The following is an 11,799-nucleotide window of genomic DNA, read 5'->3' on the forward strand; positions in this document are numbered from 1 at the left end:
CTGGCGATGGGAGAGCCCGGACCGAAGACGCCGTTCGCCCGGCCGGAGGGTGGACCGGCTGCGGACGCGGAGGTCTCCGAGGCACCGCCTCACCCGGAGGGCGGACCTCCGCGGGAGGCGGCGCCCCCGTCGGCGGACGGCGCGACGGCAGGCCCCACCCAGCGCGCGCTCGACGCCGCCGAGGACCGCTGGCGGCGCGCCGCGGCAGACCTGGACAACCTGCGCAAGCGCTACGCGCGGGAGGTCGCACGCGAGCGCGAGATCGAGCGGGAGCTGGTCACGTCGGCGTTCCTCCCGGTGCTCGACACCATCGACCGCGCGCTCGAACACGCCGCGGCGGACCCCGAATCCATCGTCGAGGGCATCCGCACCCTCCGTGAGCAGGCTCTCGCGGTCGTCTCGGGGCTCGGCTACGGACGGGAGGACGAACCCGGAGTGCCGTTCGACCCGGCGCGGCACGAGGTGGTGGGGGTGGTGGACGCCGACGGGGCCGGGACCCCGCCCGGTTCGGTGGCCTCCGTGGTCCGGCCCGGCTACGGCGCCCCGGGACGTCAGCTCCGGCCAGCTGCCGTCACCGTGGCGCAGCGGCAGGGGAGCTGACCGATGGCCCGCGACTTCTACGAGGTCCTGGGGGTGTCCCGGGACGCCGGCGCCGACGAGATGCAGCAGGCGTTCCGGCGGTTGGCGCGGCAGAACCATCCGGACGTGAACAAGGATCCGGGGGCGGAGGAGCGGTTCAAGGAGATCAACGAGGCGTACTCCGTGCTGTCGGACCCGGAGCTCCGCAAGCGCTACGACCGTTTCGGGGAGGACTTCCGGCGGGTTCCCGAGGACTGGGAGGAGCGCGTCGGAGCCGGGGCGGGCGGATCCGGTGGCCGGGCCGGTCGTGGTCGCCGGGCGACCTGGACCACGGAGGGCGCCGACGTCGGCGCGGGATTCGGCGGCGGGGGCTTCGACGGCTTCGACGGCATCGACATCGAGGACCTCCTGGGAGGCATGTTCGGTGGCCGGGGCCGTGGCCGCGGCCCGCGGGTGGCCCGCACCGCGGGAGCGGATCAGGAGGCCGAGCTCCCCCTCACCGTGGAGGAGGCCTATCGCGGTGGACGCAAGGAGATCACGCTCAACGGTCCGGAGGGCCCGCGCAGCTACACGGTCACCATCCCACCCGGCGTCACCGACGGCCGGCGGATCAGGCTGGCCGGCGAGGGAGGGCGGGGGCTCGGCGACGGCTCGGCCGGAGACCTCTACCTGGTGGTGCGGCTGTTGCCGCACCCGCTCTTCCGCCTGGAGGGCCGGAACATCCACGTCGACCTGAAGCTCGCCCCGTGGGAGGCGGCGCTCGGCGCGACCGTCCCGGTTGCCGCGCCCGGGGGCGAGACCAAGGTGACCGTGCCTTCCGGCTCCTCGTCGGGACGACGCCTCCGGCTGCGTGGACAGGGCATGCCGGACCCGGCCGGGCACCCGGGCGACCTGTTCGCCGAGATCAGGATCATGGTGCCGGCACGGCTCAGCGATCGCGAACGCGAGCTGTACTCCGAACTCGCCTCGTCGTCGACGTTCGATCCGCGCCGCGCCACGACCGAGGACGCGAGGCGCCGCCGATGAACCCACAGAGTCGTCCGCTTCACTACCCGCTGGTCCGGAGTCCGAGACCCGCCCTGCTCGACGAGGAGGAGTTCGCCCGGCGTTGCGGCCTGCACCCCGAACTGGTGCGGCGGTTCTGGGCGCTGGGGCTGATCCCGGCCGGGCGTCGCGTCGACGGATCCCTCTGGTTCAGCCCGGCGCAGGTACCGGCCGTCGCACGGTTGCAGCGCTTGCGCGCCGCCCTGCCGCTCAACTACGCCGCCCTCGGACTCGTGTGCGACCTCCTCGACCGGATCACCGAGCTCGAGACGGCCCTGCGCGTTCGCGGGCGCGCCGAACCGGTGCGGCGACGCGCCACCACCCAGCGACCGACCGTCGACCGACCGGAGAGGAGTCAGCGATGGACCTGAACCGCCTGACCCAGAAGTCCCAGCAGGCACTGTCCGACGCGCAGGACCTGGCGATCCGTGCGGGCCACACCGAGGTCGACAGCGAGCACCTGCTGGCCGCCCTCCTCGACCAACCGGAGGGGTTGGTGCCCCGCCTGCTCGGGGAGATGGGCGTCGACGTCCGGGCGCTGCGCTCCGACCTGGAGGAAGAGCTCGGCCGCAAGCCCCGCACGACCCGGCCGGGGCCCCAACCGGGCCAGGTCGCGGTCACCCGGCGGCTGGCGAACGTGCTCGACATCGCCGACCGAGAGGCACGGCGGATGAAGGACGAGTACGTGTCGGTCGAACACCTGCTCGTGGCGCTGGCGGACGAGGGGTCCGCCGGCGGTGCGGGCCGGGTGCTCGCCCGGCACGGCGTCACCCGCGAGGCCTTCCTCGCCGCGCTGACGCAGGTACGCGGCAACCAGCGCGTCACCTCCGCCACTCCGGAAGGGTCGTACGAGGCCTTGACGAAGTACGGGATGGACCTGGTGGAGTCGGCCCGCTCCGGTCGGCTGGACCCGGTGATCGGCCGCGACGCCGAGATCCGCCGGGTCGTCCAGATCCTGTCCCGGAAGTCGAAGAACAACCCCGTGCTGCTCGGCGAGCCCGGAGTCGGCAAGACCGCCATCGTCGAGGGTCTGGCCCAGCGCATCGTCGACGGGGACGTTCCCGAAGGCCTGCGCGAACGCACCATCTTCGCCCTGGACATGGGGCTGCTGGTGGCCGGGGCGAAGTACCGCGGCGAGTTCGAGGAACGGCTGCAGGCGGTGCTGTCGGAGGTCAAGGCGGCGGAGGGCCGGATCCTGCTGTTCGTCGACGAGCTGCACAACGTCGTCGGTGCAGGGGCGTCCGAGGGATCGATGGATGCCGGCAACATGCTCAAGCCGATGCTCGCCCGCGGTGAGCTGCACATGATCGGTGCGACCACACTCACCGAGTACCGCCAGCACGTCGAGAAGGACGCCGCGCTCGAGCGCAGGTTCCAGCCCGTCTTCGTCGACGAGCCCACCGTCGAGGACTCGGTGTCCATCCTGCGCGGGTTGCGCGAGCGGTTCGAGGTGTTCCACGGCGTCCGGATCCTCGACGGGGCGCTGATCGCGGCGGCCACGTTGAGCCACCGTTACCTCACCGACCGTTTCCTGCCCGACAAGGCCATCGACCTTGTCGACGAGGCGTGCGCCCGGCTGCGCACCGAGATCGACTCCATGCCCGCCGAGCTCGACGAGATCACCCGCAAGGTGATGCGGCTGGAGATCGAGGAGGCGGCGCTCGCCCAGGAGGAGGACGCCGCATCCCGTGCGCGGCTCGACCAGCTCCGCCGTGAGCTGGCCGACCTGCGCGGCGAGGCCGACGCCATGCGCGCCCAGTGGAATGCCGAACGGCAGGCGATCAAGCGGGTTCAGGAGCTCCGGGCGGAGCTGGAACAGGTCCGCCACGACATCCAGGAGGCCGAGCGCGCCTACGACCTCAACCGCGCCGCGGAGCTGCGCTTCACGAAGCAGGCCGACCTCGAGCGCAAGCTCGAGGCGGAGGAGCACCGGCTCGTCGAGAAGCAGGGCGAGCACCGGCTGCTGCGCGAGGTGGTGACGGCGGAGGAGATCGCAGAGATCGTCTCGGTGTGGACCGGCATCCCCGTCGCCCGGCTCACCGAGGGCGAGCGGGAGAAGCTGCTGCGCCTCGACGAGGTGCTGCACCGGCGGGTGGTAGGCCAGGACGAGGCCGTGCAGGCGGTCGCGGACGCGATCATCCGGGCCAGGTCCGGGGTGAAGGACCCGCGACGGCCGACCGGCTCGTTCATCTTCCTCGGCCCGACCGGTGTCGGGAAGACGGAGCTGGCCAAGGCGCTGGCCGAGGCGCTGTTCGACTCCGAGGACAACATCGTCCGGATCGACATGAGCGAGTACCAGGAGCGGCACACCGTGTCCCGGCTGGTCGGCGCCCCGCCCGGCTACGTCGGCTACGAGGAGGGCGGCCAGCTCACCGAGGCGGTCCGCCGCCGTCCGTACGCCGTCGTCCTCTTCGACGAGATCGAGAAGGCGCACCCGGACGTCTTCAACACCCTGCTGCAGGTCCTCGACGACGGTCGGCTCACCGACGCGCAGGGGCGCACCGTCGACTTCCGCAACACCGTCATCATCATGACGTCGAACATCGGGTCGCAGCACCTGCTCGACGGCGTCACCGACGACGGCCGGCTCAAGCCGGAGGCACGTGATCTCGTGATGGCCGAGCTGCGGGCCCACTTCCGGCCCGAGTTCCTCAACCGGGTCGACGACACCGTGCTGTTCACGCCGCTGAGCCAGGGCGAGATCGAGAACATCGTCGAGCTCATGCTGTCCGACCTGCGCGTGCGGCTCGCCGAGCGCAACATCACCATGGAGATCGGCGAGGGCGCCCGTCGCTTCATCGCGCACGAGGGCTACGACCCGGTGTACGGGGCCCGTCCGCTGCGCCGGTTCATCGCCCGCGAGGTCGAGACCCAGGTCGCCCGCGCGCTGCTGCGCGACGGGGCCATCGAAGGGTCCACCGTGCGGGTCGACGTGGGCGACGACCAGCTCGTCGTCTCCCACGAGCCCGTCGGGGCGCAGGCGTGAGCGCCTCGGCGACGGCGCGGACGAGCACCATCGCCTGCCCGCACTGCGGGAAGCGGAACCGGGTACCGGTGTCCGCAGGCTCGGTGCCGAAGTGCGGCAACTGCCACCAGCTCCTGCCCTGGATCGCCGACTCGGGCGACGACGACTTCGCCGAGGTCGCGGAGCGGGCCCCGGTCCCGGTACTCGTGGATCTGTGGGCGACCTGGTGCGGCCCGTGCCGGATGGTGAGTCCCGTCCTCGAACGGCTGGCCACCGAGCGAGCCGGTGAGCTCAAGCTGGTCAAGGTCGACGTCGACCGGGCGCCCCGGCTCTCCCAGCGGTTCGAGGTGCGCGCCGTCCCCACGCTGATGGTCCTGCGGGACGGCGAGGTACTCGCCCGCCAGCCCGGAGCCGCTCCGGAACCGGCGTTGCGAAGCTGGCTGGACCAGGCTCTGCTCTCGAAGGGAACCGGCGACCGATGAACGTTCCTGTCGGGCTCGACCCGCACCTGGCCTTCGTCCGCGACGACGTCGAGCCCCGCACGCCCGAGGGATGCGAGGAGTGCCTGCGGATCGGATCCCCCTGGGTCCATCTGCGGCTGTGTCTGACCTGCGGGCACGTCGGCTGTTGCGACCAGTCCCCGGGCAGGCATGCGCGCCGGCACGCCGGCCTGGTCGGCCACCCGATCATCCGGTCGTTCGAGCCGGGCGAGGACTGGCGCTGGTGCTTCGTCGACGAGGCACCGGTGTGACCGCCCGAGAGTCGGCCGACCGGAAGAGCCCCGGCGTCGAGCGACTGCTGGCCGACGTGCCGCCCGGGGAGACGCCGGACGTGTCCGGGGCCTTCCCCCGCCTCGAGGAGACGCGCCTCCGGGAGCTGGAGGCGTGGGGGGAGCGTCGGCCCACGACACGCGGGGACGTGCTCGTCGCCGAGGGCGAGGCGGAGGACACCTTCTACGTCCTGCTCTCCGGCCGGGTCGCCGTCGTCGAAGCGCTCGGGACGCCCGACCAGCGTGTGGCGCGGTTGCACGGGCCCGGCCGCTTCCTCGGCGAGCTCGGTGTCCTCACGCGGCAGCCGGCCTTCCTGAGCGACGTCGTCGTCGACCCGGGTGAGGTCCTGGCGGTTCCGGCCGAGCGGCTGCGTGCCCTCGCGGCCCGGGACCATGCCTTCGGTGATCTCGTGCTGCGGGCCTACCTCGTCCGACGATGGCTGACGCTGGGCGAGGGCATCGGGTTCCGGATCATCGGCTCCAGGTACTCGGCCACCACCAGGCAGCTGCGCGAGTTCGCCGCCCGCAACCGGCTGCCGCACCGGTTCCTGGACCTGGAGACCGACGCCACGGCCGAGCAGCTGCTCCGCTCGCTCGGGCTCGGTCCCGGCGACACGCCGATCGTGCTGTACCGGGACCGGCTGCTGCGTAACCCCGCGACCACCGAACTTGCGCCGATTTTCGGACTCCGCGACATCGGTGACGGCCGGGAGATCTGCGATCTCGTGGTCGTGGGGGCCGGCCCTGCCGGGCTCGCGGCGGCCGTGTACGGCGCCTCGGAGGGCCTGGACACCGCGCTGCTCGACGGCGTCGCGCCGGGCGGGCAGGCGGCGCGGACCTCGTGCATCGAGAACTACCTCGGCTTCCCCTCCGGGATCTCCGGGGGCGAGCTGGCCGAGCGCGCCGTGTTGCAGGCGGAGAAGTTCGGGGCGCGGCGGTCCGTCCCGTCGGAGGTGGTGGGGTTGGAGGAGCGGGAAGGGAACCACGTGCTGCGGTTCGCCGACGGCGGTGAGCTGGCCACCCGCACGGTGATCGTCGCGTCCGGCGTGCGCGTCCGCCGGCTCCCGGTTCCCGGACTGGAGCAGTTCGAGGACACCTGCGTGTACTACGCGGCCACGCCCCTCGAAGCCCAGCAGTGCGTCGGAGACCCGGTGGTCGTCGTGGGTGGGGGCAACTCGGCCGGCCAGGCCGCGGTCTTCCTCGCCGGCCATGCGGCCGAGGTCCACCTCGTGGTCAGGGAACACGAACTCGACGAGAACATGTCGCGCTACCTCGCCGACCGGATCGTCCAGGATCCGCGCATCGAGGTGCACCTGCACACCACGGTGAAGGACCTGGAGGGCGAGGGTGGCCGCCTCGAGGCCGTCGTCGTGACGGACGCGGTGACCGGCGAGCAGCAGCGTCTGCCCGCGCGCGACCTCATGGTGTTCATCGGGGGCGAGCCCAGTACGTCGTGGTTGCCGGACTCGGTCGCCCTGGACTCCGGCGGCTACGTGCTGACCGGGCCGGAAACGCGCCGGCCGGCGCAGCGGGGGGTGTCCGGCGGGCTCGATCCGCTGCTGCTCGAGACCAGCCTGCCCGGCGTCTTCGCCGCCGGTGACGTGCGCAGCGGCTCGGTGAAGCGGGTCGCCTCGGCGGCGGGGGAGGGCGCGATGGCGGTCCGCATGGTGCACGAGCACCTCGCCAAGGCCCGGTGACCGACGAGCCCCCCACCCGTCGGCGGGCGGGTCAGCCGAGCGCGGCGATCGCCGCGTCGATCCGCCGGGCGAGCTCGACGTCCATGTCGGTCACGCGGTCGAGCGAATGCGTCCAGACCTCGAAGGTGACTGCGTCCTGCAGTTGCTCGACGCGCGCGTGGTGGGTCATGTCGCGCTCGGCGCGGGCGACGGCATCGCGCAGCGGCCGCTGGCGCTCGGGCGGGAGGACGACGGTGCGGCGCAGGCGGTGTTCGTCGCCCTCCCAGCCCTCCAGGGCAGCGAGCGCGCGGTCGATCTCCTCCCGCTCGAGCAGTCGCGGGGTCAGCGCGGTCGGCACCCCGGAACCGCGCGGCGGAACCCCTTGGTCGATGGGTGAGAACAGCTCCTCACCGTCCGGCAGTCGCCGGGCGAGGACGCCGGCCAGTTCCGGTTCGGAGCCGGCCAGCGTGGACAGGACCGCCTGGGTGTAGAAGCGGGCCCGCTCGGCCGGGCATCCGAGCCTGGTGCTCACCGCGGAGACCAGGGCGGCGCCGCTGTCGGGGTGCAGGGCCGGCCCCCGGATCACGGCGGCGCCCTGGAGGGAGCCGGGCAGGACCGCGGCCAACCTGTCGCGGTCGGACTCCTCCAGCGACGCGGCCACGGCGACGACGACCGCCTCCACCGCGCGCCGGGCCTCCTCGGTGTCGGCCGCGCCGGCCTGCTCTCCCACGGTTCGGACGAACGTCGCGTACTGGATCATCGGGCTCCTCCCGATCGGGTGCGGCGTCTCCGCCGGTGCCTCGGCGCCGGCGGGCTCAGGCCATCGGCCCGACCAGCTCCCGGTGCTCGTGGGGTCGCCGGGACGGGACGTCGTCGAGCTTCTCGAGCTTGACCGGCCCCCGCACCGTCGTCAGTGCGGCGGCGGTTCCGCTCCGCGACTCGATGCGCTCCCCCGTCTCCTGGGGCAGCCCGGCCCGCTCGGCCGTGGTCCGCGTGAACCGTCACGTCGGCCATGTCTGCTCCCGGAGGCGCCGTCCAACGCCGGTCGTAGGGATTCGGCCGTAGGCATTCGGTCGTGCGACCGCCGCTCCGACGCTAGGGCCCGTCCAGGGGTGTGGACATCGGTCGATCGGCCGATGTCGTCCGCACTCCCACTTCCACGAGCCCTGCACCGCCGGTCCGGTCCTCCGGTGTGTGGAGGGTGGCACCGGTGGGCCCGTGCTGCGGCGCCGACTCATGCATGCCCGCCGGCGAGAGGGGCCGGAACGTAGAGGCCGTCTCGTTCTGCGCGGACCGCGGCGAGTGTCCTCGTCGGTGCCCCGAGCTTGCCGAGGACGTGCTCCAGATGGGCGGCCACGGTCCGTGGCGCCACCACCAGCGTGCGGGCGATCTCCTGGTTGGAGCACCCCTCGACCAGGAGGCCGAGCACTTCCAGTTCCCGTGGGGTGAGCCCGCGGAGCTCGGTCGCCGGTGACAGCAGGGCCAGACCGGTCAGCCTCGGGGGGGTGTCCTCGGGTGCGGCCAGGGCGGTCACGCGCACGTGTCCGCCGGGGGCGTGGGGGCCACCCATCGGCCAGAGGAACGAGGAGTAGACGTGCCCGTCGCCGATCCGTTCGCGGGCGGCGGCCAGGACGGGGGAGGACGGGGTCAGCAGCTCGTCCGCGGGAAGGCCCGGCAGCGCCTGGCAGCCTTCGTCCGTGCAGAGCACCACGCCGGCGGTGGCGCCACGTACCAGGCGTGCGGCGGTGAGTAGTGAACGCATCGGGTCGATGCCGTGCGCGAGCACCGGCCCGAGCCGTCCGAGCCTGCGGCGCAGGTGCGGGGACGGTGGGCGCCGGTCGCCGGAGAGCAGCGCGAGGAAGCCGACGTGCCGTCCCGATGGTGCGAAAAGGCCGAGGGCCAGTGCTTCGTGGATCCCGGACGGGATCAGGCACTCGGCCCAGGTCCGCAGTTCCTGGGCCGGGTAGGGCAGGTCCGAGGGGCTCAACGGCGGACGTGCCCGGTTGGTGCCGGTCGTTTCGATGTCGCGCGCATTCAGCGGGCCGGAGAGGAACTCCACGGTCGGGCCGTCGAGGTCGACGCTGGCCAGGGAGTGGTAGCCGTGGCCCACCGGGTCGGCGAGCGCCAGCCATGCACCGTCGAACGGGACGAGCCGGCGGAGGACCTCGAGCATGGCCTGCGCGCGCTCGGAGGTGGTGGCGGACGAGGCGGCGGTCTCGGCCAGCAGCAGCTCACCGGCCCGGTGCGAGCACATGTGTCCTCCAAACGAACTCTGCGTTGAGGGGCCCGAGCCCGGCCATCACCGGAACGGCTGCCGAATGGGCGGGGAGGACACCGAGGCAATCCATACCCTAGGAAGCCGTCCGACTACCGCGTGCGCAATGACGTAGAACCACATGCCCGTGAGGCGCGGCTCTACACGTCCCGGCGGACCCTGTCTCCGGCGGTAGCCTGCCTTGTGGACCTGCGGCAGCTCAGGTACTTCCTCACCGTGGCCGAGGAGCGGCGCTTCTCCGCTGCGGCGCGCCGGTTGCACGTCGCCGCCCCGTCGCTCTCGCAGCAGATCCGTGCGCTGGAGCGGGACCTGCGCGTCACGCTCTTCGATCGCACTCCTCGCGGGGCCGAGCTGACGCCGGCGGGGCACGTCCTGGCGGAGCGGGCGCGAGTGATCCTGGCCGAGGTCGACCGGGCCCGCGAGGACGTCCGATCCGCAAGGCCCTCGGGGCGGGAGCAGGTGACCTTGCGGGTCTGCACCATGGCCGACCGGGTCCTCGGTGGCCCGCTACGAGCGGTGGGACTCGCCATACCGGGCGTCGAGGTCTTCGTGACGTCCAGTCCGGGGGACGATGCCGTCGAGGCGGTCCGGCAGGCACGGGCCGATGCGGCGGTCGTCTGGCTCCGGCCGCAGGAGCACCGTGACCTCGACGGTGTCGTCCTCGGTTCGGTGCTGTTCGGCGTCGTCCTGCCGCTGGGGCACCCGCTCGCCGACCGGACGCAGATCCTGGTGGAGAGTCTCGATCACGAACCCGTGGTGATGTTCCCCTGGTCGCCCTTCGCCGGCATCTGGCAGCGCACGGTGGACCATCTGCTGCCGAGTGGAGCGCAGCCGGGACAGGTCCTCGTCGAGTCGAACCTCATCAACAGTCCCGAGGCGATGGTGCGAGCGGTCGCAGCGGGGTCCGGCGTCGCCCCGGGGATCCTCGGGGTCGCCGAGCACATGGATGTCAACGGGATCGTCGTGCTGCCGCTCGATCCTCCGTTGTTCGTCGACCTCGAGGTCGTCTGGCGCCGGCCGGCCCGCCCGGCCGTCCGCCGCCTCGTCGACTTCCTCGCCGCGGCGGTCGACGCCCCGGAGGTCCTCGTCTCGGCTCCTCGTCGCCCCCGCGGGGGCGGGGGCCCCAGCCCCCGCGGCGGGGGCGGCCTCAGCTTCGCGGCCACCTTCTCGCAGCCGTACGCCGTGTTCTGATGACCTCGTCGCCGTGCGAGAACCCGATCAGGGGCCGGCCACGAGTGCTCCGGAGACGCGGGGCCGCCGGGCAGGCCTGACAGGAGGGCGGGCGGCGCGACGGGGTGCCACCGCATGGTCGCGCATGCGCGGGCGGACGAGCGCGTCGCGGGGTGCCCGGAGCGCCGGGGTGCTCCGCGAGGCTCCTCGGCGCTCAGGCCGCGGGAACCGACGGCCTGCTGATCATCCGGTAGCAGGGCGCCGGACCGAGCAGGAGTTCCTCGTAGAGCCGGATGTGCTCGGCGACCATTCGCCCGGTGCTGAAGCGGCGGGCAGCGACCGCCCGGCAGGCCGCGCGGTCGAGCCGCGAGGCGTCCAGGAGCGCCGCGGCCAGCGGGAGGCCGCCCGAGCGCAGGAAACCGGTGACCCCCTCGTCCACGATCTCGGGGGCGGAACCGACCGGCGTGGCGACGACGGGGGTACCGGTGGCCAGTGCCTCGATCATCACCAGACCGAACGGCTCCGCCCACTGCATGGGGTTCACGAGGGCGAACGAGCCCCCGACGAGCTCCAGCCTCTCGGCGCAGCCCAGTTCCCCGAGGAACTCGACGTCCGAGCACAGCAGCGGCTTGACCTGCGCGTCGAAGTACTCGCGCTCGCCCGGCTCCCGGAGCTTGGCGGCCATCCGCAGCGGGACGCCCGCCGCCCGGGCCACGAGGGCGGCCTCGCGAGGTCCCTTCTCCGGGGACATGCGCCCCGGGAAGCTCGCGTACCCGCCGTCCCCGCGGCCCACCGGGACCGACTCCACGTCCAGGCCGTGGTGGATCACGCCGGCGAGCGGGACCCCGTCGGCGGTGGCCGCCTGGTGGTGCGAGATGGCCACCACGGCGACTCCGCGCATCGCGCGGTAGACCGGGCCCGACGTCGCGTCGAAGGGGCCGTGGGCGGTGGTCACCACGGGCGTGCGGGTCGGAGGACGCCGGTACAGCGGGCCGGCCAACGTGTGGTCGTGCACGACGTCCACGTCGCTCATGGCGGCGTAGCTCGTGATGGCGTGGCGCAGCTCGGTCACCGTGTCGGCGCACACGGGGCCCGCCTTCCCGGCCTCGTCGGTTCCTCCCACCCGTGGCACCGGGCAGGCGCTGTCGGCCGCGGCGGCGAGCAGCACCTCGTGACCGGCGCGAACCAGTCCGCGGGCCAGCCGATCGATGACCGACTCCGTGCCGCCGTAGGCGAGAGGGGGGACGGGGACGCCCGGAGGGGCGATGAGACCGATGCGCATGGAGGTACGTCCTCGAGAAGTGGCGCGGGCCGTGGCTCG

Annotated in this window: 11 protein-coding genes; 8 read left to right on the forward strand and 3 right to left on the reverse strand. The window is 73.1% G+C overall.

All coding sequences use genetic code 11. The features are described 5' to 3' along the window. The first annotated feature begins 6 nt into the window (after positions 1–6). From LWC35_RS19880 to LWC35_RS19910, 7 genes are read left to right on the forward strand one after another with little or no spacing between them, the layout of a single operon-like run. Entirely contained in the window at positions 7–600 is a 594-nt protein-coding gene (locus LWC35_RS19880; RefSeq protein ID WP_232871663.1) for a nucleotide exchange factor GrpE, read from the forward strand. A 3-nt stretch (positions 601–603) separates the two neighbouring features. Next, a complete protein-coding gene (locus LWC35_RS19885; protein WP_232871664.1) occupies positions 604–1,605 on the forward strand; it encodes a DnaJ C-terminal domain-containing protein in 1,002 nt (333 codons plus the stop codon). Further along, a complete protein-coding gene (locus LWC35_RS19890; RefSeq protein ID WP_232871665.1) occupies positions 1,602–1,994 on the forward strand; it encodes a chaperone modulator CbpM in 393 nt (130 codons plus the stop codon). The genes LWC35_RS19885 and LWC35_RS19890 overlap by 4 nt, the downstream gene beginning before the upstream one ends. Next, positions 1,985–4,609, forward strand: coding sequence for an ATP-dependent chaperone ClpB (gene clpB / locus LWC35_RS19895; RefSeq protein WP_232871666.1), 2,625 nt, complete (start codon positions 1,985–1,987; stop codon positions 4,607–4,609). Before LWC35_RS19890 ends, clpB begins: the two co-directional genes overlap by 10 nt. Then, positions 4,606–5,070, forward strand: a complete 465-nt coding sequence (gene trxA, locus LWC35_RS19900; protein ID WP_232871667.1) for a thioredoxin — start codon at positions 4,606–4,608, stop codon at positions 5,068–5,070. Before clpB ends, trxA begins: the two co-directional genes overlap by 4 nt. Continuing rightward, positions 5,067–5,339 (forward strand): UBP-type zinc finger domain-containing protein, encoded by a 273-nt coding sequence (locus LWC35_RS19905; RefSeq protein WP_232871668.1) that lies wholly within the window; start codon positions 5,067–5,069, stop codon positions 5,337–5,339. Before trxA ends, LWC35_RS19905 begins: the two co-directional genes overlap by 4 nt. Next, entirely contained in the window at positions 5,336–7,054 is a 1,719-nt protein-coding gene (locus LWC35_RS19910) for an FAD-dependent oxidoreductase (RefSeq protein WP_232871669.1), read from the forward strand. The genes LWC35_RS19905 and LWC35_RS19910 overlap by 4 nt, the downstream gene beginning before the upstream one ends. Positions 7,055–7,085: 31 nt before the next feature. Here the strand turns inward: LWC35_RS19910 and LWC35_RS19915 are convergent, their stop codons facing one another. Next, complete coding sequence (locus LWC35_RS19915; RefSeq protein WP_232871670.1) at positions 7,086–7,793, reverse strand: 4a-hydroxytetrahydrobiopterin dehydratase; 708 nt, start codon at positions 7,791–7,793, stop codon at positions 7,086–7,088. Positions 7,794–8,267: 474 nt separating this feature from the next. Next, on the reverse strand, positions 8,268–9,287 hold the full coding sequence (locus tag LWC35_RS19920) for a helix-turn-helix transcriptional regulator (RefSeq protein WP_232871671.1): 1,020 nt from the start codon (positions 9,285–9,287) through the stop codon (positions 8,268–8,270). A 204-nt stretch (positions 9,288–9,491) separates the two neighbouring features. Between LWC35_RS19920 and LWC35_RS19925 the strand changes: the two genes are divergently transcribed. Further along, complete coding sequence (locus LWC35_RS19925) at positions 9,492–10,499, forward strand: LysR family transcriptional regulator (RefSeq protein WP_232871672.1); 1,008 nt, start codon at positions 9,492–9,494, stop codon at positions 10,497–10,499. 193 nt (positions 10,500–10,692) lie between these two features. Here LWC35_RS19925 and LWC35_RS19930 read toward each other — a convergent pair whose 3' ends face one another. Then, positions 10,693–11,760: a glycosyltransferase family 4 protein gene (locus LWC35_RS19930; RefSeq protein WP_232871673.1), complete on the reverse strand. Its 1,068-nt coding sequence runs from the start codon at positions 11,758–11,760 to the stop codon at positions 10,693–10,695. Positions 11,761–11,799 lie beyond the last annotated feature (39 nt).

This window comes from Pseudonocardia kujensis (assembly GCF_021283305.1).
Classification (GTDB): domain Bacteria; phylum Actinomycetota; class Actinomycetes; order Mycobacteriales; family Pseudonocardiaceae; genus Pseudonocardia; species Pseudonocardia kujensis.